At 44.3% G+C, this 24,719-nt stretch carries 27 protein-coding genes; 8 read left to right on the top strand and 19 right to left on the bottom strand.

The features are described from left to right. The first annotated feature begins 12 nt into the window (after positions 1 to 12). The 4 genes from ACXAGP_RS17910 to ACXAGP_RS17895 all read left to right on the top strand — a co-directional run bounded on the left by ACXAGP_RS17910 (position 13) and on the right by ACXAGP_RS17895 (position 4,498). A complete protein-coding gene (locus tag ACXAGP_RS17910) occupies positions 13 to 1,563 on the top strand; it encodes a response regulator (RefSeq protein ID WP_475262920.1) in 1,551 nt (516 codons plus the stop codon). A gap of 140 nt (positions 1,564 to 1,703) precedes the next feature. Next, a complete protein-coding gene (locus ACXAGP_RS17905; RefSeq protein WP_475262919.1) occupies positions 1,704 to 1,859 on the top strand; it encodes a hypothetical protein in 156 nt (51 codons plus the stop codon). Between the two features lie 331 nt (positions 1,860 to 2,190). Continuing rightward, on the top strand, positions 2,191 to 4,065 hold the full coding sequence (locus tag ACXAGP_RS17900; protein ID WP_475262918.1) for a tetratricopeptide repeat protein: 1,875 nt from the start codon (positions 2,191 to 2,193) through the stop codon (positions 4,063 to 4,065). Between the two features lie 76 nt (positions 4,066 to 4,141). Then, positions 4,142 to 4,498 (top strand): DUF2750 domain-containing protein, encoded by a 357-nt coding sequence (locus tag ACXAGP_RS17895; protein WP_475262917.1) that lies wholly within the window; start codon positions 4,142 to 4,144, stop codon positions 4,496 to 4,498. Positions 4,499 to 4,514: 16 nt separating this feature from the next. On the opposite strand, the gene ACXAGP_RS17890 is transcribed toward ACXAGP_RS17895, so the two are convergent. Further along, positions 4,515 to 5,378 carry a helix-turn-helix domain-containing protein gene (locus tag ACXAGP_RS17890; RefSeq protein WP_475262916.1) on the bottom strand — a complete coding sequence of 288 codons (864 nt, stop codon included), beginning with the start codon at positions 5,376 to 5,378 and terminating at the stop codon, positions 4,515 to 4,517. An 80-nt stretch (positions 5,379 to 5,458) separates the two neighbouring features. On the opposite strand from ACXAGP_RS17890, the gene ACXAGP_RS17885 reads away from it, so the two are divergent. The 4 genes from ACXAGP_RS17885 to ACXAGP_RS17870 all read left to right on the top strand — a co-directional run bounded on the left by ACXAGP_RS17885 (position 5,459) and on the right by ACXAGP_RS17870 (position 8,366). After that, positions 5,459 to 5,977, top strand: coding sequence for a hypothetical protein (locus ACXAGP_RS17885; RefSeq protein ID WP_475262915.1), 519 nt, complete (start codon positions 5,459 to 5,461; stop codon positions 5,975 to 5,977). Further along, the gene (locus ACXAGP_RS17880) at positions 5,977 to 6,522 is read left to right on the top strand and encodes a hypothetical protein (protein ID WP_475262914.1); all 546 of its coding nucleotides are present in this window, start codon (positions 5,977 to 5,979) and stop codon (positions 6,520 to 6,522) included. The genes ACXAGP_RS17885 and ACXAGP_RS17880 overlap by 1 nt, the downstream gene beginning before the upstream one ends. Positions 6,523 to 6,592: 70 nt before the next feature. Beyond that, on the top strand, positions 6,593 to 7,495 hold the full coding sequence (locus ACXAGP_RS17875) for a phytanoyl-CoA dioxygenase family protein (RefSeq protein WP_475263091.1): 903 nt from the start codon (positions 6,593 to 6,595) through the stop codon (positions 7,493 to 7,495). Positions 7,496 to 7,499: 4 nt separating this feature from the next. Further along, complete coding sequence (locus tag ACXAGP_RS17870) at positions 7,500 to 8,366, top strand: phytanoyl-CoA dioxygenase family protein (protein WP_475262913.1); 867 nt, start codon at positions 7,500 to 7,502, stop codon at positions 8,364 to 8,366. 47 nt (positions 8,367 to 8,413) lie between these two features. Here the strand turns inward: ACXAGP_RS17870 and ACXAGP_RS17865 are convergent, their stop codons facing one another. The 18 genes from ACXAGP_RS17865 to ACXAGP_RS17780 all read right to left on the bottom strand — a co-directional run bounded on the left by ACXAGP_RS17865 (position 8,414) and on the right by ACXAGP_RS17780 (position 24,656). Further along, entirely contained in the window at positions 8,414 to 8,830 is a 417-nt protein-coding gene (locus tag ACXAGP_RS17865; RefSeq protein ID WP_338294752.1) for a F0F1 ATP synthase subunit epsilon, read from the bottom strand. Positions 8,831 to 8,890: 60 nt separating this feature from the next. After that, the gene (atpD, locus tag ACXAGP_RS17860) at positions 8,891 to 10,276 is read right to left on the bottom strand and encodes a F0F1 ATP synthase subunit beta (protein ID WP_338294753.1); all 1,386 of its coding nucleotides are present in this window, start codon (positions 10,274 to 10,276) and stop codon (positions 8,891 to 8,893) included. A 31-nt stretch (positions 10,277 to 10,307) separates the two neighbouring features. Continuing rightward, on the bottom strand, positions 10,308 to 11,168 hold the full coding sequence (gene atpG / locus ACXAGP_RS17855) for a F0F1 ATP synthase subunit gamma (RefSeq protein ID WP_475263089.1): 861 nt from the start codon (positions 11,166 to 11,168) through the stop codon (positions 10,308 to 10,310). A 55-nt stretch (positions 11,169 to 11,223) separates the two neighbouring features. Then, positions 11,224 to 12,765 carry a F0F1 ATP synthase subunit alpha gene (atpA, locus tag ACXAGP_RS17850; RefSeq protein WP_475262912.1) on the bottom strand — a complete coding sequence of 514 codons (1,542 nt, stop codon included), beginning with the start codon at positions 12,763 to 12,765 and terminating at the stop codon, positions 11,224 to 11,226. Positions 12,766 to 12,779: 14 nt separating this feature from the next. Further along, positions 12,780 to 13,313: a F0F1 ATP synthase subunit delta gene (gene atpH / locus ACXAGP_RS17845; protein WP_338294755.1), complete on the bottom strand. Its 534-nt coding sequence runs from the start codon at positions 13,311 to 13,313 to the stop codon at positions 12,780 to 12,782. A gap of 13 nt (positions 13,314 to 13,326) precedes the next feature. Next, the gene (gene atpF / locus ACXAGP_RS17840) at positions 13,327 to 13,797 is read right to left on the bottom strand and encodes a F0F1 ATP synthase subunit B (protein WP_475262911.1); all 471 of its coding nucleotides are present in this window, start codon (positions 13,795 to 13,797) and stop codon (positions 13,327 to 13,329) included. Between the two features lie 40 nt (positions 13,798 to 13,837). Then, positions 13,838 to 14,083 (bottom strand): F0F1 ATP synthase subunit C, encoded by a 246-nt coding sequence (atpE, locus tag ACXAGP_RS17835; RefSeq protein WP_229530439.1) that lies wholly within the window; start codon positions 14,081 to 14,083, stop codon positions 13,838 to 13,840. A gap of 86 nt (positions 14,084 to 14,169) precedes the next feature. Beyond that, the gene (atpB, locus tag ACXAGP_RS17830) at positions 14,170 to 15,009 is read right to left on the bottom strand and encodes a F0F1 ATP synthase subunit A (protein WP_475262910.1); all 840 of its coding nucleotides are present in this window, start codon (positions 15,007 to 15,009) and stop codon (positions 14,170 to 14,172) included. A gap of 34 nt (positions 15,010 to 15,043) precedes the next feature. After that, complete coding sequence (locus tag ACXAGP_RS17825; RefSeq protein ID WP_475262909.1) at positions 15,044 to 15,439, bottom strand: ATP synthase subunit I; 396 nt, start codon at positions 15,437 to 15,439, stop codon at positions 15,044 to 15,046. Between the two features lie 143 nt (positions 15,440 to 15,582). Next, positions 15,583 to 16,473 carry a ParB/RepB/Spo0J family partition protein gene (locus tag ACXAGP_RS17820; protein ID WP_475262908.1) on the bottom strand — a complete coding sequence of 297 codons (891 nt, stop codon included), beginning with the start codon at positions 16,471 to 16,473 and terminating at the stop codon, positions 15,583 to 15,585. A gap of 60 nt (positions 16,474 to 16,533) precedes the next feature. Then, positions 16,534 to 17,304: a ParA family protein gene (locus ACXAGP_RS17815; protein ID WP_338294760.1), complete on the bottom strand. Its 771-nt coding sequence runs from the start codon at positions 17,302 to 17,304 to the stop codon at positions 16,534 to 16,536. 2 nt (positions 17,305 to 17,306) lie between these two features. Next, positions 17,307 to 17,945 (bottom strand): 16S rRNA (guanine(527)-N(7))-methyltransferase RsmG, encoded by a 639-nt coding sequence (gene rsmG / locus ACXAGP_RS17810; RefSeq protein ID WP_475262907.1) that lies wholly within the window; start codon positions 17,943 to 17,945, stop codon positions 17,307 to 17,309. Positions 17,946 to 17,956: 11 nt separating this feature from the next. Beyond that, positions 17,957 to 19,852 (bottom strand): tRNA uridine-5-carboxymethylaminomethyl(34) synthesis enzyme MnmG, encoded by a 1,896-nt coding sequence (mnmG, locus tag ACXAGP_RS17805; RefSeq protein ID WP_475262906.1) that lies wholly within the window; start codon positions 19,850 to 19,852, stop codon positions 17,957 to 17,959. Positions 19,853 to 20,915: 1,063 nt separating this feature from the next. Further along, positions 20,916 to 21,734: an ATP-binding protein gene (locus tag ACXAGP_RS17800; protein WP_475262905.1), complete on the bottom strand. Its 819-nt coding sequence runs from the start codon at positions 21,732 to 21,734 to the stop codon at positions 20,916 to 20,918. Then, positions 21,721 to 22,356, bottom strand: coding sequence for a DnaT-like ssDNA-binding domain-containing protein (locus ACXAGP_RS17795; protein WP_475262904.1), 636 nt, complete (start codon positions 22,354 to 22,356; stop codon positions 21,721 to 21,723). Before ACXAGP_RS17795 ends, ACXAGP_RS17800 begins: the two co-directional genes overlap by 14 nt. Further along, positions 22,343 to 22,795, bottom strand: a complete 453-nt coding sequence (gene mioC / locus ACXAGP_RS17790; RefSeq protein ID WP_475262903.1) for an FMN-binding protein MioC — start codon at positions 22,793 to 22,795, stop codon at positions 22,343 to 22,345. Before mioC ends, ACXAGP_RS17795 begins: the two co-directional genes overlap by 14 nt. Further along, positions 22,795 to 24,162, bottom strand: coding sequence for a tRNA uridine-5-carboxymethylaminomethyl(34) synthesis GTPase MnmE (gene mnmE / locus ACXAGP_RS17785; protein WP_475262902.1), 1,368 nt, complete (start codon positions 24,160 to 24,162; stop codon positions 22,795 to 22,797). Before mnmE ends, mioC begins: the two co-directional genes overlap by 1 nt. 11 nt (positions 24,163 to 24,173) lie before the next feature. Continuing rightward, entirely contained in the window at positions 24,174 to 24,656 is a 483-nt protein-coding gene (locus tag ACXAGP_RS17780) for a YajQ family cyclic di-GMP-binding protein (protein ID WP_338294767.1), read from the bottom strand. Positions 24,657 to 24,719: the final 63 nt, after the last annotated feature.

Below are 24,719 nucleotides of genomic sequence, written 5' to 3'. Positions count from 1 at the left end.
GGAGACAAGAAAATGAACCCTTTAACCCCATCTGTTACAGACAACACGCAATTCAAAAGCATGTGTGTTTTAGTTGTGGACAACATGGACAGTTTGCGTTCAACGGTCGTAACCATGTTGATTGAAATGGGCTTTAAAAAAGTAGTGCAAGCTACAAATGGCGAAGAGGCCCTGAATATAATTCAAAAACACTCTATTCAACTGATTCTTTCTGAATCACAACTCCCCAAAATGGATGGTGTGGAATTACTGCGTAAAGTGCGGTTAGATCCGAAAAACAAAAAAACGCCCTTTGTTATGACCTCCGCTACCATTGAACAAAATGAAGTGATCAGGGCCATAAAAAACGGGGTATCAGAATATGTGGTAAAGCCATTTTCGGCCAAAATTCTGACCCAACGCATTAAAAAGGCCATCTTAAATCCCATCAAACATACCGCCAGTTATGTGAAAGCCCAAACTGGTGTGCAAGATTCAGAAAAAACAGAAAAACTGAAAGTCCTGGTCGTGGATGATATTCCCGATAACATTGAAGTGATCAGCGAATTGCTGAAAGCAGACTACAAAGTAAAAGCAGCCACTAACGGTGAACTAGCGCTGAAAATATGCGCTTCAGAACAGGCTCCAGATTTAGTCCTTTTGGATATTATGATGCCAAAAATGGACGGAATTGAAGTGTGTAAACGCTTAAAATCCAGTAGTAAAACTCAACATATTACCGTGATTTTTTTAACCGCATTAGACCAAACTCAAGACATTGTTAAAGGCTTAGAATTAGGTGCCGTAGACTACATCACAAAACCCATTCAACCCGCCATTGTGAAGGCCCGCGTTAAGACTCACAGCAAAGTAATCGAAGCCAATAAACAAATGCGAGATCAGGTAGACACCCTAATGGAAATGGCGCGATTAAAAGAAGAGTTTGACCGAGTCGCGAAAAACGATTTAAAGCTGCCGCTGGATGAAATATCTCAATGCTTGGTTTTTATAGAAAGACACTTACGCGATCCAGGCAGAGTCAAACAATCCACAGGCGCAATAAAAGCGTCGGTATCGCAGCTAGCGCAGATGGTAGATAACATGCTTACCTTGGGTAAAATCGAGGAAGGCTCATATCAATTAAAACCGATTACGCTCGAGCTGAACTCCTTGGTAGATGATGTACTTACAATGTTCACCACTTCTTATGGTCGTAAAAAGCTTGAAATACACAATGAATTACATGAAAAATTGCAAATTGATGGCGAAGAACTATTAACCATCTCGTTAATTTCGAACTTATTTAAGAATGCTGTAGAAGCCGCGCCGAGAGGTTCTGCTATAAAAATATCAGTACATAGCACTGAACAATTCCACACTCTAGCGATCCATAACTTTGGTGCAGTACCAGAGGACATCATGACTTCATTTTTTGATAAATATGTCACCTCCGGCAAAAAACACGGTACAGGCATTGGCACCTATGCAGCCAAAATGATGGCCGAAGTACAAAAAGGTAAAATTGACTTCGAAAGCTCTGAAGAGACGGGTACAACCCTGTTTATAAGTTTGCCGAAAGCCTAACGGATACCTGTATGTGAGAGCAGATTTTTACAGAGCTATTCAAACAACCTGCTAAAACCACAATCGATAACCACTTGATGGAACGCGGACGTGTCCAGTGCATATGATTTAGGTATTGTGGTCATGTTCAACGCCCAAAAATGCGTTACTCCAACTTCCACAATATCAAAGAAGACGAGCTTATCGATATGGATAACGTGGCCATGTCTTTCCTTGTGCACGGCTCCCGCTTTGATATGAACAAATGGGCCCAAATCAAACCCTCGAAACGCAAAAAGATTATTGCGGCGTCGTAAACAAGCCCGCCCGACTAAAGTCGAGCCTACATTCGGATTTTACCACTTCTGTAGGTTCTGCTTGAGCACCGTGGATGGTGTGAATGTCTTTTTAGCAGGGAGCAATAAAAGACCAGCTGGACGAAGTTGTTTGAATATGAACTGATGTCCGCTTAAAAGCGAACCTACATTCTCAACTTACCACTTATGTAGGTTCTGCTTTAGCTGGACAAGTTATTGCGCATAAAAGGGAATCTTAGTTCCGTGGTTTGAATTGGCCACTTCGTTTGCATTTCAGTTCTAAATGATTTACCAATATGCGTCACTAAAATCACTTTCAAAGAATTATTTCATGTCAAAAAATGGATACCAAAAGCTAGGACAGCTGCTTCGTCACGCTAAAGACAACAATGAACGCTTCTACTTTTTTATTGGCGCAGGCTGCTCAAAAACGGCGGGTATCCCTCTGGCTAAGGAATTTGTACAAGAAATAAATGATGATCAGGGATTTGAATATGACCTGGAAGATTTGGATGATAAATCTAAAAAAGATTATGGCCGCTGTATGGAGGCTATCCACAAACAAGGCAGAAAGTCTTTAATAAAAAAATACGTCGATAACAGTAAAGTCAATTGGGGACACATTGCTCTATCACTGTTAATGCAACAAGGCTACGCACAGCGGGTACTCAGTTTTAATTTTGACAATGTACTTACCAGAGCCTGTTCTTTGTTGGGTTTCCATCCAGCGGTTTATGACTTCACTGGTGCCGATCCAAAGTTTCACAATATGATTGCCGATCCCTGTATAGTGCACTTACATGGACAAAGTGATGGCTTTGAGCAGCTACATACACCACTTGAGACACAAAATAGCGCCGAAAAGCAAAGAGTGTTTGTGCGTGAAATGTTTAATCAAGCCCATTGTGTCTTTATTGGCTACAGTGGCCTTGCAGATAGCTTTTTCGATGTCATTAAAACCGAATATCGAGCCGAAAACCGTTTATTCTGGGTGGACCTGAATGACGATACCCCAAAACATGTCAAAGACCATCTTGAATCAAAATATAGCGTCGCTAAATACATTAAGTGTAAAAACTCCGACCATTTTTTAGTGGAACTCACAAAAGAACTTAAAATTCATCTGCCTCCCTTTTTAGATAATCCCTATCAACACCTTTTGGGTGAACTGGAACAAATCACAGATTACCCGGGCAAATGGCAAGATGATATGGATGTAATGGCCAGTGTAAAATCACAGCTTGAGAGTGATGCAGTAAATCACAATAATCGCGTGAATATTGAATCACTTTGGGTAGATGAAAACTATGACGCGATTATTGCTATATTAGAGAAAAATCCGCCAAAATCTGATAAGGAATTACACTACCTTTATTGGGCATATCAAAGCAAAGCATTCGAAGTAGAAGATATTAAAAATTATTCATCAGAAGAGCTAAACAAAGCCTTTTCGTATTATGAAAAAGCGATAGCAGTTAAATCTAATGGGTACGAAGCTCATTATAATTGGGCTATTGCGCTAAAGACACTGGCAACACGCACTGAGTCCATTTCTGAAGCCAAACCGCTATTTGAAAAAGCATTTGGGCACTATGAGCAAGCTATTAAAATTAAACCCGATTATCATTATGCACTAAATAATTGGGGTCTCGCACTAAAGGGATTGGCGACACGCACAGCCTCTATTACTGAAGCTAAGCCGCTATTTGAGAAAGCAATTAAGCGTTATCAACAGGCCATTAAGATTAAACCCGATTTTGATGAAGCACTGAATAATCTGGGTGTCGCACTAATGGAATTTGCAGAGCACACTGAAAGCATCGCTCAAACCAGACCGATTTTTGAACAAGCAATTGAACACTATAAACGAGCTTACGAGATTAAACCGGACAGGATTGAAGCAATAAATAACCACATAGATACTTTGACAACACTTGCCAACAGAGTAGATGATGCAGAAAAACCTGCTCTGTACGAGGAAGCGTTGCTACTTGCCCAAAAAGTTGAATCCATTAATCCTGACGAGGTCTATAACTATGCCTGTTTGCTATCACTTACAGACGATTTTGATGGCGCGAAGGAAAAACTCCTACGTTGTGAAAAAGCGGGGACATTGCCCGATAAAAAGCATCTTAAATCAGACCCCGATTTAAAAAACTTACAAGAGCTAGACTGGTTTAAAGAATTACTTGAACGCACTGATTAGTCGCGCAGGAGTATCACCCTGTTGCAGGTTTGTTGTTATACTGGCTAACAATCAACTCTGATATTGAATTAACGCCATGGACAAAAACATTCAAGACCTGCTTAACCAACCTGCGGAGCAGCGTTATAACTACCTGATCAATCAGGTGAAACAACAGCAACAAATCTGGATCCTTGCCGATGATATAGGTGCGGTGATGTTTAACAGTGAACAGGAAGATTGTATCGGTATCTGGCCCGATGAAGCCATGGCGCAGTTGTGGTGCACTGATGATTGGGATCATTGTAAACCCATGCCAATCACTATCGATAAGTGGCTTAAAGACTGGGTACCGGGACTGGAAGAGGATGAAGTGTCGATTCTGGTGATGCCTGATAGTAACGATGAAGGCGTAGTGGTTGAACCATGGGAATTGGCCGAGCGTCTTAAATAAGATATTTATCTTGCCATTAAATCCTTAACTGTTTTCTGATCTGCCGAGGGCTCATTCCGAGCCCTTTTTTAATGGCATCGCTAAAATGGGCCGGGGAAGCAAAACCTAATACCATGGCGATGTCGGTAATAGAGGTATTTGTAGTTAACTGTTCTATGCCCAAATTAAGCCGTAGCAGCTTGCGGTATTGATGCACACTGATGCCCATCACCGTTTTAAACACCCGACACAGATGAAATTCAGAAGTATGCAACGCTTTGGCTAGCTCACTGATGCTTAGATTTTTTTCTGGCTGTTTGGCAATAACGGTCTGGGCTGCTTCCGCCAAAGCTCGCCAACGCTTGCGCTTATTTACTTGCTGAACTTCATGTTTATCTGGCACAGCACTGTTAAACAGGGTTGCCAGAAAAATAAGGATTTGTTCAAAGCCAGCTTCCTTGGATAACCGCTGCCATTTTAAGTGCTGCAGCAATCGGTAAAACATCATATTAATGCCCGGATTGCTCAGCAGTTGATCTAATCTGAGCTCCTTGTCCGATGCTCTAAAGTGCTTCAGTGGATGCGCTTCTATAGCATTGAAAAACACCCTGCTATCTAACTCCAGCCAATGGCAGTGATCACCCCGGGGGTCGCACACCTGGCGTTCGTAACTAGTGCTACCATCGTAGATATTGATTTTGCTGGCATCCGATAAAAAGCGACCACCACTGCTTTTGCAGATGTAAGTTGGCGTTGCAGGGAACACCAAGGTGGGTAAGGTAATGGCACCAGCACTGGCAAAATCATCACTGGATGCAGGACAGGAAAAACGCCCTACCCTGACCTTGGCGTGATCCAGGTACAGTTGACTGTATTGCGAGCAATGGGCTGATTCAGGCATTTTGAGCAAGAATTTGAAAGTTTTTATCTGTCCTGACCACTAAGATAGCAGGTACTGAGGAAAAACAGGTAATACGAGTTATGAAAGCCCTTCTCTGTTTGTTTTTGTTAAGCACATTGAGTTTGACTGCATGTGCCCAAAATAGCCCGCCTGATTGCCAATCAGAACCCCACCGACAGTTTGATTTTTGGGTAGGTGATTGGGTGGTATCAGATAAAAACGGTAATCTGCAAGGTCACAATACCATTGAGTTGTTATTGAATGACTGTACCCTGCAGGAAAACTGGCGTGGTGCCAAAGGTAGTAGCGGCAAGAGTTTTAACTTTTACGACCGCCAAACCAAACAGTGGCATCAAACCTGGATAGATGCCAACGGCGGTATTTTATATCTTGATGGCACCTTACAAGATGAGGTTATGGTGTTAGAAGGAGAACGCTTAGGCCGGGATGGCAAACCAGTAACTCACAGGATTAGCTATACGCCCTTAGAAGACGGTCAGGTAAAGCAACACTGGCAAGTGAGCAGAGATAGTGGAAAAACCTGGCAGGATGCGTTTCTGGGCTTCTACAAGCGAAAATCCAGTACAAAGGCCATGTAATGCGCTCGCTCATTTTTTGTTTATTTCTTTGTGGGGTCGTTTCAGCAAAAGCTGACATCAATGAAATTGATAAAATAAACCCCAATGCCCCAAAAGAAACCCAACAATTTGAACCCTTGCTGGGCCACTGGGCAATCACCGATTTTAATCTCACAGCAGATGGCAGTTGGCAAAAAGGCCAAGGCGCCGACTGGCATTGGTACACCATACTTGATGGCCACGCCATTCAGGACGACTGGATTGCGCCACCATTAAACCAAGATATACCAGATAGTGAACGTCAATTCGGCACCAATATCCGCATCTTTAATCCGAAAAAGCACCAATGGGAACTGGCCTGGATGTCCAAAAAAGGACAGCAGCTGAATACCTTCACGGCCAATATGATAAACAACGAGATTGTGATGCGCGGTACTTTTTCCGGTAACGAGTCCAAAATTACCTTTTACGATATTCAAGCTAATCGATTTCACTGGAAACTAGAGATAAAAACCGACACAGACTGGAAAGAGGTATATCGCATTATCGCATCTCGTAAAATGTAGCGCTATTTGAGTATTTTCTTTCACCTGGCTACACTGATTTTCACAGTTAAAGACAAGTCAGTTCGGTGTGATGGAAGAAAAGCAAATAAAACAATTTCAGGAAGATGGCTATTGTTTAATAGAAAACGTGCTATCAGAGGATCTATTGCAAAGGTGGCGAACTCTATCCGAGGAGTTGGAATGCAAAGCGGTAAAGAGCCATAAAGAACAAAGCCATTTGCACGGTGCTGTCGTTGTAGAAGATAAGCCAGGCCCCCGTCTTATGCGCTTTGACGACATAATTGCACAAGATCCAGATTTGATATTAGAAACCCTGGCCTTACCCGCAGTTTTAGAGATGACTAAAATCTTGTGTGGTAGAGGCAGTGTACCAGTACAAATGGACGTTCTTTTCAAACAACAACACCCACACCCGGTTATCAAATGGCATCAAGGTGCTCAACACAGTCGTCACTATCCGTATCTCAACGTAGGAATTTACCTTGATGATGCTCCGGCGGGTGATGGCTGTTTGCGTTATGTACCCGGAACGCAACACGAACTTCAAGACATTGAGGCCTTGTCTAAAGAGCATGGTTGGGAAATACCAGGGGTAATTGAACAACCTGCGAAAGCGAGAGATATGCTGGTTCAAGATATGATGGTGTTACACGGCTCGCAACCGAAACGCTCTGCGGGTGTCAGACGCACCATCTACATTGAGTTGCGACCGTGGCAATCTATTGTTGAGTCAAAATCACAATCTGAACATTGGGCAGACCTCAGAAAACAATGGATGAGTTTGGTTCTGCAAAAAGATACCGCCGCCATTTGGCCACAACCATGGCGGGCAGATTATCCTGATGTGCCAGAGCCACAGCAATTGGTTAACGAAATATTAGAACTAAGGGAACCGCCTCAACCAGCTGTGTGGGGAATTTTCCCGGTAGAGTCAAAAAACTATCCGGTTCCAGAAGATATGCTGGACTGGTAGATGTATGAGTCTTAAAAAAAAGTATCAAAATGAAGGTTACTGTGTGGTTAAAAACGCCATTCCTTCTACTTTGTTGGCCCGCCTGGACAACATGGCCAAAGCCCTGGAGACTGCTGCTTTAGAGCAATCAGCAGAGCTGGATATGCCGCAAGTGTCACTGGACAGCATTGAGGTTCCCTCAGTGGTATTTAGAATTGATCACATTTACCGTAGTCATTCAGCAATAGTCAATGAGCTATTGAGTTCGCCTATGGTTTACCAGTCAATACTCGAGCTTGCAGGTAATGATGTTATCCCGCTTGGGGTTGATATTCTTTATAAGAGTTCTCATGACGCTTCCGTAGTTCCATGGCATCAAGACTCTATTCACAATGGCTCAGTGCCTTATTTTGCCATGGGCGTTTATCTGGATGACGCTGATGAAGATGATGGCTGTCTGCGCTATCTACCGGGCTCCCATAAACACAAACAAGATGTTCATCAGCTAGCATCTCAACACGGTTGGAATATTCCTCAGTGCCAACAAGTGCCAGTTAATGCAGGGGATTTATTGTTTCACGATGTAATGACATTACACGGTTCAACACCTAAAATCAGCCCGGGCACAAGAAGAACCATTTATATCGAATTCCGCCCTACCACCGAGATACTGGCCACAGGTTCTCAAAGTGAAAACTGGGTAAATTTGAGAAAGCGTTGGATGGCGCTGCTGCATGCCAAGGCCAACAAAACGAACGATTCAAATAGGGTAGATCACTCCCCAATCGAAGAATTACCCTCAGAGTTTTACCAACAGTTATATGCCAACAGGGAAAGTCCAACGCCCTCTAACTGGGCATTTCCCCCGGTTAAGCGGGAAGACTACCCATAAAACAAAAAACCCGGCTTATGCCGGGTTTTTTAAAACTTAGAATCAACTTACTTCCGCATGGAGCGAATAACTCGCAATTGCGCAATAGCTTGTGCTAATTCATGTGCCGCTTCGGCATAGTCAAAGTCAGTGCCTGGATTAGCAATGTGCTCTTCAGCACGACGCTTAGCTTCCAGGGCTGATTGTTCGTCAAGCTCTTCACCGCGGACAGCCACATCAGCAAGAACAGTTACCGTACCTGGTTGGATTTCCAGAACGCCACCGTTGATGTAAATGTGTGCTTCTTCGCCATGTTGCTTCACTAAACGAACCATGCCGGGCTGTAAGGTTGTCAGCAATGGAGCGTGACCTGGGTGGATACCCAATTCACCTTCACTACCTGTCACCTGAATGTGCTCAACGCGACCAGAGAACAAGCTCTGCTCGGCACTTACTACATCCAGATGTGTTGTCATAGCTGCCATATCCCCCTCCTAAGGTGGACCCGGAACCAGGCGTATTGATGACTCAATACGCCCGACCAATTACATGTTCTTCGCTTTTTCTACAGCTTCTTCGATAGAGCCAACCATGTAGAAGGCTTGCTCTGGAAGGCTATCGTATTCACCCGCAAGAATTCCTTTGAATCCTGCGATAGTATCTTTCAAAGATACATACTTACCTGGTGAACCGGTAAATACTTCGGCTACGAAGAAAGGCTGAGATAAGAAACGCTGAATCTTACGAGCACGTGATACCACTTGCTTGTCTTCATCAGATAGTTCGTCCATACCCAAGATAGCGATGATGTCTTTCAGCTCTTTATAGCGCTGTAAAACAGTCTGAACGCCACGTGCAGTTTCGTAATGCTCTACACCGATTACCAGTGGATCCAGCTGACGTGAAGTAGAGTCAAGCGGGTCAACCGCAGGGTAGATACCCAAAGAAGCGATATCACGCGACAATACTACCGTTGCATCCAAGTGAGCAAAGGTGGTAGCTGGTGAAGGGTCAGTCAAGTCATCTGCAGGTACATATACCGCCTGGATTGAAGTGATTGAACCAGTTTTAGTAGACGCGATACGCTCCTGCAGTACACCCATTTCTTCAGCAAGAGTAGGCTGATAACCTACCGCTGATGGCATACGACCCAGAAGTGCAGATACCTCAGTACCAGCAAGTGTGTAACGGTAGATGTTATCTACGAAGAACAGAACGTCACGACCTTCGTCACGGAATTTTTCCGCCATGGTCAAACCGGTCAATGCTACGCGCAGACGGTTACCCGGTGGCTCGTTCATCTGACCGTATACCAACGATACTTTATCTAGTACGTTAGATTCGTTCATTTCGTGATAGAAATCGTTACCCTCACGAGTACGCTCACCAACACCGGCGAATACAGAGTAACCACTGTGCTCGATAGCGATGTTACGGATCAATTCCATCATGTTTACGGTTTTACCAACACCGGCACCACCGAACAGACCAACTTTACCACCCTTAGCGAAAGGACATACAAGGTCGATTACCTTGATACCTGTCTCTAACAGCTCAACCGAGCTTGACTGGTCTTCGTAAGAAGGGGCTTCACGGTGAATAGACATACGCTCTTCTTCGCCGATAGGACCTGCTTCATCAATTGGATTACCCAATACGTCCATGATACGGCCAAGTGTGGCAGTACCTACTGGAACCTGAATTGGATTATTTGTGTTTTGTACTTCGATACCACGACGCAGACCGTCAGTAGTACCCAATGCAATAGCACGTACAACACCGCCACCAAGCTGTTGCTGAACTTCAAGGGTCAAACCTTCAAGATCACCAGCTGTGATTTTAAGTGCGTCGTACACTGCTGGTACTGCATCTTGTGGAAATTCAATATCCACAACAGCACCGATAATTTGGACGACTTTACCCAGACTCATATTTAGTCTCCGTTAATTTATTAACCTTTGCCTACACCGCAGCAGCACCACCAACAATCTCACTAATTTCTTGTGTGATCGCGGCTTGACGTGCTTTGTTGTATATCAGTTGTAATTCATCGATAAGATTACCAGCGTTATCCGTAGCCGCTTTCATGGCTACCATACGCGCAGCTTGTTCTGATGCTGCATTTTCTACAACGCCCTGATATACCTGAGATTCAATGTAACGAACCAACAATGTATCCAAAATAGGTTTTGGATCGGGCTCGTATATGTAATCCCAGCGATGTGTTAAATCATCTTCATCAGATTTTGGCAAAGGCAGCAATTGCTCAACTTCAGGAACTTGTGACATGGTGTTTTCAAAACGATTGTTAACCAGGAAAATCTTATCCAGTTTACCTTCGTTGAAATGTTCCAACATCACCTGAACCAAACCTATAACATCTTTGGCAGAAGGCGCTTCACCTAAACCAGATTCAGCAGCTAAGACGTTGCCACCGAATCGATTAAAGAAAGCGCAGGCCTTTGAGCCCAGTGCAGCGAAGTCTACTTCGACGCCCTTGTCTTGCCATTCTTTAACTTCTTTGGATACGACCTTAAATTCGTTGGTATTCAATCCACCGCACAAACCACGGTCGGTAGAAATTACGATAAAACCAACGCGTTTAACGTCACGCTCTTCCAAATAAGGATGTTTGTATTCCAGGTTACCATGAGCAATGTGGCCGATAACCTTACGCATACTTGTTGCATAAGGACGACTGGCAAGCATGCGATCTTGCGCTTTTTTCATCTTTGAAGCCGCTACCATCTCCATTGCACTGGTGATTTTTTGCGTATTCTTGATGCTGCCGATTTTGCCTTTTATCTCTTTACCGTTTGCCATCATACTCTCCTGTGATTACAAGGAATGAAGCTCGCGCTTCATTCCTTCGGGTTTATCACCACGTTTGTGTTGACTTGAATTTCTCAATGGCAGCTGCCAGAGCACCTTCAATGTCTTTATTGTAATCACCAGAAGCGTTGATGTTGTTCATCAGCTCAGAATGCTCGCTGTTCATGTAAGAATGCAAAGCTGCTTCGAAATCCAGAATTTTGTTCAATTCGATGTCTTTCAAATAGCCTTTTTCTACTGCGAACAGAGATACACCCATATCAGCGATGGACAGAGGCGCATACTGCTTCTGCTTCATCAGCTCGGTAACGCGCTCACCATGCTCAAGCTGAGCACGTGTGGCTTCATCAAGGTCAGATGCGAACTGCGAGAATGCCGCCAATTCACGATACTGAGCCAATGCCAAACGGATACCACCGCCCAGCTTCTTGATGATTTTAGTCTGAGCTGCACCACCAACACGAGAAACTGAGATACCCGCGTTAACAGCAGGACGAATACCAGCGTTAAACAGGTTAGTTTCAAGGAAGATCTGACCATCTGTGATGGAGATTACGTTGGTAGGTACGAAGGCAGATACGTCACCCGCTTGCGTTTCAATGATAGGTAACGCAGTTAGTGAACCAGTTTTGCCTTTTACTTCACCGTTAGTGTAGCGCTCTACGTAAACTGGGTTTACACGTGCAGCACGCTCTAGCAGACGGGAGTGCAAATAGAAAACGTCACCTGGGTAAGCTTCACGACCTGGCGGACGACGTAGCAACAATGAGATTTGACGATAAGCAACAGCTTGCTTAGACAAGTCATCATAGATGATCAGTGCATCTTCACCGCGGTCACGGAAGAATTCACCCATAGTACAACCAGAGTAAGGAGCAAGGTATTGCAGTGCCGCAGATTCTGAAGCAGATGCCGCAACAACAATGGTGTGATCCATTGCGCCGTGCTCTTCCAGCTTGCGTACTACGTTAGCGATAGTAGAAGCCTTCTGGCCTACTGCAACGTAGATACACTTAATGCCGGTACCTTTCTGGTTAATGATGGCATCAACAGCTAATGCTGTTTTACCTGTCTGACGGTCACCGATAACCAACTCACGCTGGCCACGACCGATTGGAATCATAGAGTCAACAGACTTGTAACCTGTTTGTACAGGCTGGTCTACTGATTGACGGTCGATAACACCAGGTGCGATTTTCTCAACAGGCTCGAAACCTTCTGCGTCGATAGAACCTTTACCATCGATAGGCTCACCCAAAGTGTTAACAACACGGCCTAAAAGTGCACGACCTACTGGTACTTCAAGGATACGACCAGTGGAGTTTACTTTAGTGCCTTCTTTTAAGTCTGCGTATGGACCCATGACAACTGCACCAACAGAGTCACGTTCCAGGTTCAAAGCAATCGCGTAGCGATTGCCAGGAAGCTCGATCATCTCGCCTTGCATTACGTCTGCAAGACCGTGTACACGAATGATACCGTCAGTAACACTAACAATAGTACCTTCGTTGCGAGCTTCACTTACTACTTCAAACTGCTCAATACGTTTTTTGATCAGTTCTGCAATTTCAGTGGAATTAAGTTGCATGCCCTTTTTCCTCGTTATGCTTGTAACGCGTCCGTAAGACGGTTGAGTTTACTCTTAATGGAGCCGTCGATAACCATGTCGCCTGCCTGGATTACAAAGCCAGCGATCAATTCAGGATCCACGTTACAATTCAGCTTAACTTTTCGTGCAAGGCGTTTTTCCAAAGATTGGCTGATTTCCTGTTGTTGCGCGTCAGAAAGATCGGTTGCTGATGTCACATCAACATCGATTTCTTTCTCGTATTCCGCTTTCAACTCAGTAAACAACACTAAAATCTCAGGTAAGGCCTGTAAGCGCTTGTTTTCAGCCAAAACCTTAATAAAGTTTTGGCCATTCTCATTCAATTGTTCACCGCAAAGATTGATAAACAAATCAGCTAGTGTATCTGCCGCGGTAGAACCGCTTAAGATTTCTTTTACCGATTCATTTTTTGCAACTTCAGCAGCAAAATGCAGCATTTCAAGCCAGTTATTCACAGCTTGCTTTTCTACTGCGTAATCAAATGCAGCATTCGCATAGGGACGAGCAACGGTTGTCAATTCAGACATAGCTCAGTCTCCCTTATAGCTCGGTGACAAGTTTTTCAACAATGTCACTATGTGCTGCTGAATCAATTTCACGAGCTAAGATACGCTCCGCGCCCACAACTGCCAGAGTTGCAACCTGTTTGCGAAGTTCTTCTTTAACACGATTACGTTCAGCTTCGACTTCGGCTTTACCTTGATCAATGATTTTGGCACGCTCGTCGTGACCGCGTTGAGTTTCCTCATCAACGATCTGCGTAGCACGCTTTTTCGCTTGTTCAATAATGTCAGCCGCCTGTGCTTTTGCTTCTTTTAATTGCTCAGTTGCTTTTTTCTGAGCTAATTCGAGGTCTTTTTCAGCGCGATCAGACGCGGCAAGACCATCAGCAATTTTCTTTTGGCGCTCTTCAATTGCACCCAACAAATGTGGCCATACGTATTTCATACAGAAAAGTACGAACACGATGAATGCAAGTGATTGTCCAAGTAGAGTAGCGTTGATATTCACAACCCCATCTCCTCTGTTCGTTAAAATCTAAGTCGTTTGTTTATACGAATTTCGGACCTTCAACGAACAGAATATAAAGTGCAATAGCTACACCGATCATCGCGATCGCATCGATAAGACCTGCAACGATGAACATACGAGTTTGTAAAGCTGGAGCCAGTTCAGGCTGACGAGCAGAAGACTCAAGGAACTTACCACCCAAAATACCGAAACCGATAGCTGGACCCAAGGCGCAAAGACCGATCAGGATGCCAACAGCAATGTACAAATTACCTAAGATTTCCATGTTTAATTTACCTTTTAGTTAAAGTTTAAGTTTAAGTTTTAAAATCTTCAGCAGCGTTATCGCAAGGGATAACGCTGCCGTTGAATCTAGTGTTTTTCGTGCGCCATGCTTAGGTACACAATACTCAGCATCATGAAAATGAATGCTTGTAATGGAATTACCAGAATGTGGAACGTCGCCCAAATGAAGTGCAGTGGCAACTGGAACAAGCCCACCATTGCAATCAAAATGAAGATCAATTCTGCTGCATACAGGTTACCGAACAAACGCAGCGCCAGTGACAGAGGCTTAGCAAACAAAGTTACCAGCTCCAGCACCAGGTTTACCGGGATGAACGCCCAGTGATTGAAAGGGTTCATGGACAATTCTTTAACAAAGCCAAACCCTTTGATCTTGAATGAGTAGTAGATCATCAGGACAAAGACGCCCAATGACAACGCAAAGGTCAGGTTCAAGTCAGTGGTGGGAACCACTTTCATGTAGACATCGTGTGAATCCATACCGAAGAAAGACGAACCGATTAGTCCCGCAGTTGCTGGTAACCAGTCGATAGGAATGATATCCATGATGTTCATCAACAGTACCCAAACAAAAATGGTCAATGCCAGAGGGGCAATCACCGCATTTTTGCCGTGGAAGGTGCTGTTAACCGTGTCGTTAACAAACTCAATGATCATTTCAATGAAACATTGGAATTTGCCAGGTACGCCAGTATCTGCCTTTTTTGCAGCGCTTCTGAAAACTGCTAAAAACAAAATACCCAAAGCGATCGACCAACCCAAGGTATCAATATGCCAAACCCAAAATCCACTATCAGCACATGCTTTGTTGAATGCCAGACCCGCGTCGGTCGAGCACATCTTTGCATTGGTCAAGTGGTGCAAAATATATTGTGAACCTGTCAGTTCACCGCCAGATGCAGCCATTTTCTATCCTAATTGTCAAAGTTTAAAAAACGTTTCAGGCACCCTGTGCTTTGCTCACACGGTGCAAAATAATCAGTATCGGATATTGCAGCAGTAACATGCTACAAAACCCTAAAATCACTATCGCTTTATCGAGAAAGGGCAGTTGGTAAATCACCATGAAAGCCAACAACACCAGCAACAATTTATATTTGTTCCCTTTCTTCATGCTGTTTACGATTTCTTTGGTTTTACTGGCACCGGAAAAACGGAACACATAAAACGAAAAAACAGCATTAGTTAATACGCTCAGGGTTCCACCTGTGACTACGGAAATTGCGGAGGAGAGGTCACTCAACAGGTAAAATAGTACACCTGCTGCCATGACTATCGCAAATTGCAAGACTAGCATCTGTTTGGCTAACCTTTTACCGGCTTTGGCCAAATCCATAAGCTAAGAGTTCCTCATAGGGTCACACAGAAACTTAAAGCGCGAAAAGTATACTGCTTTAAAACCAGTTTTCAAGCCAAACCGCGTCAAGTCTGAAAGATCCGGTTACATTATCAACACGAAAACGGATTGTGGTGAATTTTTTATGAATTCTTCTCAATATGAGCCAGAATTCCATCCAATTGCTCAAGGTTAGCAAAGTTAATCACCAATTTACCTTTACCTTTGGCATTGTGGGAAATAGCCACGGTAGTCCCGAGGTTTTCACCTAGCCGGTTCTCCAGGCTTTTCACATCTGGATCCTCTTCAGGCTTGGTTTTCTCTGGCTTGGGCTGCATAATTTTACGCACCAAAGACTCCGTATCTCTTACCGTTAATCCTTTGTTAGCCACTGTTTGAGCTGCTTCACTTTGCTTGTCACCCTCTAAGGTGAGAAGGGCACGCGCATGGCCCATTTCGATATCACCATGTTCCAGCAAGGTTTTGACATCGTCGTTCAAATTATTCAAACGTAAAAGATTCGTTACAGTGGTGCGAGATTTACCGACAGCTTCGGCCACTTCCTGATGAGTTAACTCAAATTCCAGAATTAAACGCTCCAGCGCTTGCGCTTCTTCCATGGCGTTTAAATCTTCCCGTTGAATGTTTTCAATCAGGGCTATGGCAACCGCCACTTCGTCTGGTACATCTTTAACCAGACAAGGTACCACGTCCAGTTCAGCCAACTGCGCGGCCCGCCAGCGACGTTCCCCAGCAATAATTTCGTATTTATTATCAGCAACTTGACGAACAACGATAGGCTGGATGATACCTTGTGAGCGGATAGAAGAAGCCAGCTCTTCTAGCGCTTCCGGAGACATGTCTTTGCGCGGCTGATAGCGACCAGGTTGTAAAAACTCTACCGGTAATTTTTGCAGCTCACCTTTGGCCTGTTCGGTTTCGGGTACCTCATCAATTTTCACTTCGCGCTGTGACTGACTGGTGGCCAACAGGGCATCTAAGCCTCGTCCTAATCCTCGTTTTTTCGCTGACATAGTACTCTCTTTGAAGAAGCTCGCAATTACCTGATAGGTAATCAGTTTTTTTCGAAATAGTTAAGTTTTCTTACCACGACGCAGAATTTCCCCCGCTAGTGCAAGATACGCTTTAGCCCCGGTAGAGGACTTTTCGTAATACATGGCTGGTGCACCAAAACTCGGGGCTTCTGCCAAACGCACGTTACGCGGTATCACAGTACGATACACCTGCTCACCAAAATGGCGCTTGAGTTGTTCGGAGACATCATTGGCCAGGCGATTTCTCGGATCGTACATAGTGCGCAGTACACCTTCAATTTTCAGCTCCGGATTCACCACGGAAGCCAGTTTTTGAATGGTGTCCAAAAGTGCAGTTAACCCTTCCAAGGCATAATATTCACACTGCATCGGAACGAGCACAGAATCTGCGGCGGCCATGGCATTGACCGTAAGCTGGCTGAGGGAAGGTGGACAGTCGATGAAAATGAAATCGTATTGATCCCGCACAGGTTGAATGGCATTGCGCAAGCGCAATTCACGGGCAAACACTTCCATCAATTTAATTTCAGCAGCAGTGACATCACCATTCGCGGCAATTAAGTGATATTTGCCAGTAGTCGCCTGCACAACCACTTCCTGAATCGGTTTTTCTTCGATCAGCAACTCATAAGCGGTGGACTCCACTTCGTATTTGTCCACGCCACTGCCCATCGTAGCATTACCTTGAGGGTCTAGATCAATCAAAAGCACTTTACGCTTTGTGGCTGCCATCGATGCAGCAACGTTCACCGCGGTAGTGGTTTTTCCGACACCACCTTTTTGATTAGCTATTGCTATTACCTTTCCCAAAATTATCCTTCCACTTGTGTTCTTTTCACGGTAATCAGATAACGGTCTGCATCCAGCCCGGGCACAATTAACTCGTCTGCCGAGGTCATTACAAAACCGTCCGGCAAATCAGCGAGTTCTTGTTCCGGGTATTGACCTTTTAGCGCTAAAAACGCGCCCTTTTCGTCGGTCAGGTGTTGGCACCAGGACAGCATATCTGAGATGGAAGCAAAAGCCCGGCTTAATACACCATCAAATGCTGTTTCAGGTTGATAATCTTCAACTCTGGATTGCACAGGCTCTATATTAGTGAGAGATAATTCATATGCAACTTGTTTGATAAAACGAATGCGTTTTCCCAAGCTATCGAGCAATGTAAATTGCTTTTCCGGAAACATGATAGCCAGCGGTATGCCAGGTAATCCAGGGCCAGTGCCAACATCGATATAGGTATTTTTGCTCAGTAGTGGCGCCACTGCTATCGAATCCAGAATGTGCACATACAGCATTTGTTCCGGATCCCGAACAGAAGTGAGGTTATAGGCTTTGTTCCACTTGTGCAGCAACTGCAGGAAATCCAGCAATTTTTGTTTCTGCTGTGCGGTAACAGACACACCGAGTTGCTGCACTGCATTGTCAAAATCCAGTGCAATTTTTTCCATGGGGAAGTTCATCAGGCTGATTTACGCAATAAACCGTGTTTTTTCAGATAAACCAATAATAACGAAATCGCCGCCGGCGTGATACCGGAAATTCGAGACGCCTGGCCAATTGTTTCAGGTCTGGCATCGCTTAACTTGGCCACTACTTCGTTTGATAACCCAGAAATCACTGAAAAATCCATATCAGCTGGAATTTTCGTATTTTCATTGCGTTTAGTTCGCTCGATTTCGTCCAGCTGTCTGGCGATATAGCCGGCATACTTAATCTGGATCTCCACCTGCTCAGCGGCCAGTTCGTTTTGCTGTATCAATCCCGAATCCAATTCAGGCAAAGACATCAAGGTGGCATACGTCATTTCCGGACGACGAATGAGTTCTTCCAGAGAATGCTCACGTGTCACCGGGTTTTTCAAAATTTTGTTCAGTTCCGGTACCACCGGATGATTAGGGTGTACCCAGTTAGCGCGCAAACGCTGTTTTTCCTGCTCAACCGCTTCCTGTTTAGCATTAAATGCCTGCCAGCGATGCTCATCCACCAAACCGACTTTGTAACCCAATTCCGTCAAGCGGATATCGGCATTGTCTTCACGCAATAACAAACGATACTCGGCACGGCTGGTAAACATGCGGTAAGGCTCTTTGGTACCAAGCGTGGCCAGATCATCAATCAATACCCCGAGGTAGGCTTGTTCACGGCCCAGGATTAATGGCTCTTTACCCAACGATTGCAAAGCAGCATTGGCTCCCGCCATTAACCCTTGCGCACCGGCTTCTTCATACCCAGTGGTACCGTTGATTTGACCTGCGAAAAATAGCCCCTGAATGTATTTGGTTTCCAGAGACTGTTTTAAATCCCGCGGGTCAAAGAAATCGTATTCGATAGCATAGCCGGGACGGATGATATGGGCATTTTCAAAGCCACGTATAGAGTGAATAAGCTCCACTTGTACATCAAAGGGCAGACTGGTGGAAATGCCATTGGGATACACTTCAATGGAATTTAAGCCTTCCGGCTCTACAAAAATCTGGTGAGTGTCCTTGTCCGCAAAACGCATGATTTTGTCTTCGATAGACGGGCAGTAGCGCGGTCCAATACCTTCGATAACTCCGGTATACATGGGAGATCTATCCAGGCCACTGCGGATAATATCGTGGGTTTTACTGTTGGTATGGGTGATGTAGCAAGAGATTTGGCGTGGATGCTGTGCCCGATTGCCAAGATAAGAAAATACCGGCAAAGGCGTATCACCGGGCTGCTCTTGCATCACCGAATAATCTAAGGTTCTGGCGTCTAAACGGGCAGGAGTACCGGTTTTTAATCGGTCTACGCGAAATGGCAAGGCGCGTAATCTTTGAGCCAGGGCATTTGAAGGTGCATCTCCGGCTCGACCACCTTGATGATTCTCAAGACCAATGTGTATTACACCACCAAGGAAAGTTCCGGCAGTTAATACCACCGTTTTGGCCATGAATTTTACACCCATTTGGGTAACGACGCCCACGATCCTGTCGTTTTCAATAATAAAATCATCACAGGATTGCTGAAAAATGGTGAGATTTTCTTGGTTTTCCAGCTTTTGACGAATGTGGGTTCGGTATAAAGCGCGATCAGCCTGAGCACGTGTGGCTCTGACAGCAGGCCCTTTACTGGCATTCAGGGTTCGAAATTGGATACCCGCATGATCAATGGCCACCGCCATTTCTCCACCTAAGGCATCAATTTCTTTGACAAGATGACCTTTACCAATCCCACCAATTGCTGGATTACAGGACATTTGTCCAAGGGTTTCCATATTTTGCGTTAACAGAAGCGTACGTACACCCATACGCGCTGCTGCTAAAGCAGCTTCGGTACCAGCGTGTCCACCACCGACGACGATAACATTATATTGTTGTGCGTAAACCATCAATAGCCTCTGTTAAAAAAATGGGGCGCTTATTCTATACACAAATAAGGTTTTGTAAACTGTTTATATTTTAGTCAATGCACGGTTTTTATGGAAATGCCGCAAAGTTAAAAAAAATAAAGAAATGAATAGATCTTTTATTATTTTTATTATTAAGCAGCCGTTTTTCTGTGGAAAACCTTGTTTTTACTATATATATCAATTGTTTATAGACTTAATAAGTTGTCATTTAATGCTGTATTTCTTGCCTTAAACTCGGTGATAACTTGCCAGTTTATCCACAGGTGGATTTTACCTGAAAAGTTACTCAAGGATCTTTTGACCATGATCTCACGGCTTATTCCTCATTTTATCCACAGGTGTGATCAAAATACGATCTAGCTGTGGGTAAATTGTGATCTGTGCCGTTTTTCGGCTTTTCTCGTGTGTGCATAACTTTTGATCAATAAATTCAAGATAGTTGCAAAATAATCGCTTTAACTATTTTAATGTTCATAAACCAGGCAAAACTTGCGGGGATTTTGTGTTTTTCAGCTGAAAAACTTCTAAATTTAATCGCCTGGGTGCGGTAAATAGCGAGTTATTAACAAGGTTTTTACTGTTGAAGGTTTGATTTGAACTACACATATGTAGTGAATACTGATTTTACAGGGAGCAAAAATGCGCGAAGCGGACAGCATTACACACTCGTGTCTGCTCTATTAACAAGCAAATTGACTCTACTTCAAGTCTTATTCAAAAAACTAATGAAATACAATTGGAAGTCCTAACGTCTCCAGCCGAACGAGAGATAAGCGAAAAGGGCAGATTACACCTGAAGGTATGCAATAAGGATGTTGCACTAATCGAAATTGTAGGTTCGCCTTCAGGCGGACACTTTCGTAAATATTGTTTTAGCCAGTACTATTTTCTGCCTGGCCGATTTTTGCCCGAGCAAATTCAGCATTCACCGCTATCCTGCTCGTCTTTTTTTGCTCCCTGCAAAAAAGACATACACACCATCCATGGTGCTAAAGCAAGACCTACATAGGTTAAATCGAGGCTGTGGATAGCAGAAGCGGGCTTATTTCACCTGATTAGGTCGATATCCGGTATTGTTATCAGTGTAGCCGCTGTATTCATCTGAGAGGCTGTCACGTCGACTGGGGCCACTGAACTTCACCTTGTAGGTATCGTACTCTTTGATAGATTCAAAGCAGTACTGGCCTAGTGCGTTTTGTAGTTGCGGTAAACCGTGATTAGTAATGAGAATACAATTCTTTTTGTTTGCCAGACGTTGTCTTAACAGGTTACCTAACCAGCTTTGTGAATTTTTATTGAGTTGCGTTTCATTGACGCAAACCTCGTCCAGGATGAGCAAATCTACTTCAATCAGATCTTTGTTTATTTCACGGAATTTTTCGCCGACGTTATCTTGTGCTTTGTAGTCCCAGGAAAAGGTGCGCAATTCCAATAAACTAGAGAGTTGTCGATAGAGCACGGTGATCTCGTGTTCATTGATGAGCTCATGAGCAATGGCCCCGGCAATGTGAGACTTTCCGCGACCGTAGTCGCCGTAAAACAACATCAAGTGAGATCCGCTTTCGCGCCAGCTAGTGTCCTGGTGGGCGGCAATGAAACTCTTTGCGATGCTGACAGCTTCCACTACATCTGGACTATCCAGCTGCAGGTTTTCGAAACGCCATTTTGGATTGAGATCGGATTTACCCTGTAATGTCGCTACGCGATCCACACGGGCTTTTTGCTGATCCAGTTGGATATCTTGATTTGCCTGTAACTCATAAACTTTGCGCAAAGACTGATAATCCATCGCTGGACCAGAATCCAGTTTTTTGCCCAAGGTCTCTGAAAATTTTCTGAGTTTGTCGTTAAGATTTTCCATGATATCTGTCTATGAGTTTCTTGGTGTTTTCGTCAATTACCACTTCAGGTTGTTTCTCTACCTGTTGGTAGCCGATGATGGAATCTGGATTATAGCCTTTTATTTGTCTGGATTTGCGAATATGCAGCACAAATTTTTGTGTCCATTGCCATTCTGAAAAGCTTTGTTCAGGACGACCAAGCCAGTAAGCAATAAACTCGCCTAATTCAGAATCTGAATAGTCTTTTTGTATCACGCCAACCAGTTGTGCTATTTCTTCAAAGGTTTTGTCGTTGGGGCGCCAGTCTTTGTTTATTCTGTTGCGTTGTGATAACGCTGCACTTTGGGTTTGCAGCATTTGTGGCAGCCGGAACTGCACACCCGACAAGGAATCACTGTCATTGATTGTGGTTAAGGGCTCCAACAGCTCTTCGGCAATGAGTTCCAATATAAACTCGTTGATTTCCCTACCCAGGGTTATATTAGCGCCACCGCTATTAAGTAATTCTTGAATAGCTTTGTAGTTGAGAGGAGGGCAGTTTCCAGTTTGTGGATTCGCTGAAGGGCGAAAATACAACAGGTATAACACCCTGGAATTGTTGTGCAGTGGTTTCGTTAAGGATTGCAGCTCAGTTTGATTCAAGCAATCCTCCTGCTAATTGATTTGCAAACCATTGGCCTGCAACTTCTTCGGGCATAGGGTGCTGTAACACATCAATGCAAAATATTTCAGAAAGAGATTTCGCTCCAGAGTTGCACATAAGTTCATACAGGGTTTTACCCGCCTGACAAAAAGTATCGTAGCTAGAATCACCCAAAGCAATAACAATGAATTTAACCCGGCTTAAATCTAAGTCGGGCAGGGCTTTTGCAAAAGCTTGAATGTTATCTGGCAAGTCGCCTGCGCCATGAGTTGAGCTGCATATAATCCAGGTACCTGATTGCCTTATCTGAGCAATATCGGGTTGAAAGTGCAACTCAGCTTTAAAACCGGCTTGTTGCAGTTCAGTTTGCACTTGTTCAGCGACATATTCAGTGGCACCTAACATGGAGCCAGTAATAATCTCTATCTGATCGGTCATTATTTACCTATGCAAAAAGAGGAAAAAATCCGGCCCAGCAAATCATCAGAGCTGAATTCGCCGGTTATTTCGTTCAAAAACTGTTGTGCAATACGTAACTCTTCAGCCAGTAGTTCGCCGGCTCGGAATTCAGTGAGTTGCTCGTAGCCATTGTTAATGTGTTGCTGTGCTGCCTGTAGCGCTTTAACGTGTCGGGCACGGGCACTGAATTGACCTTCTGTGGTTTGCTGAAACCCCATGCACTCTTTAAGGTGTTGTTTTAATAAATTAACACCGTCTCCCGTGTTGGCAGAAAGGGAGAGCACAGGATGTGGAGCTTCGCTCATACCAGTGACTTCGCCACTGAGATCGGCTTTGTTGCGCACTATGGTGATTTTGTTTTGGTCGGGTAATTGAGCGTGAAATTCTGGCCATAAAGTGGCGGGGTCTGTGGCGTCAGACTCAGTGCTATCCACAAGCAGCAGGATGCGATCCGCCTGATTTATTTCCTGCCAGGCACGCTCAATACCGATTTGTTCTACCTTGTCGGGACTCTCCCGCAAACCGGCGGTATCGATTATGTGTAGTGGCATGCCATCAATGTGGATATGCTCTTTTAATACGTCGCGGGTGGTGCCTGCGATATCTGTCACTATCGCCGATTCTTTACCGGCAAGTTGGTTTAAGAGACTGGATTTACCCGCATTGGGTCTACCGGCGATAACTACCTTCATGCCGTCTCGCAAAATACTGCCTTGTTTGGCTTGTGCCAGGGTACTTTGCATTTTGTTTTTAAGAGCATCAACACCGTTGATCACCGTGGCATCAGCCAGAAAATCGATTTCTTCTTCTGGAAAGTCAATGGCGGCTTCAACGTACATGCGCAGATGAATAACTTGTTCTACCAGCTCATGAATATGCCTGGAAAACTCACCTTGCAATGAGCGCATGGCACTTTCAACTGCTTGAGAGGAAGACGCATCAATAATATCAGCGATAGCTTCAGCTTGAGTAAGGTCAAGCTTGTCGTTGAGAAAAGCCCGTTGACTGAATTCTCCCGGGTTTGCAAAGCGCACTCCGTCAATTTTGACGATTTCGTCCATCAACATGGAAAGTAATACCTGTCCACCATGTCCTTGTAATTCCAGAACATCTTCACCGGTAAAAGAGTGGGGGGCTTTGAAATAGAGGGCGATACCCTGATCGAGAATTTGTTTATCGAGATTATAAAAGGGCAAGTATTCAGCGGCTCTTATAGCAGGTGTTTTACCCAATAAGTGTTGCGCTACAGTCTCGGCCAGTTTTCCCGATACGCGAATAATGCCGACACCGCCTTTGCCGGGCGCTGTAGCTTGGGCAACTATGGTATCCTGGTCACTGGCCAACATGATGTGAGATCTTAATCTCTGAAGTTTTTGTACTGAAACGCTTGCTCTAATTCTGCACCTTTGATCAGTGCAATGGCCTGCTGTAAGTCGTCTCGCTTTTTGCCGGTAACTCTCAACTCTTCACCCTGAATAGCGGTTTGTACTTTGATTTTGGAATCTTTAATGAGTTTTACCAGTTTCTTCGCGGTTTCTTTATCAATACCTTGTTTAAACTCAATGTCCTGTTTACAGGTTTTTCCGGTTTTATTTACATCTTTGAGATCTAACGAACGAGTGTCGATATTTCGCTTAACACATTTGTCGCGCAAAATACTTTGCATTTGTTGTAGCTGGAAGTCGCCTTCGGCGCTCATGCTTACAATGTTTTCATTTCTGCTAAACGTGGCCTCTACGCCTCTGAAGTCAAAACGGGTAGAAATCTCTCGATTGGCATTATCTACCGCATTTTGCAGTTCGGACAATTCGATTTCTGATACTACGTCAAATGAGGGCATGGTGAATACTCCTGATATTATCTGTGCCGGTAAGCACAAGGCCCTGAGTAAACAGGGCCTGAA

The sequence above is a fragment of the Planctobacterium sp. AWM4_229 genome (assembly GCF_056160305.1).
The sequence above is the reverse complement of the archived record's forward strand: the minus strand, read 5'-3'. Positions and strand labels throughout refer to the sequence as shown.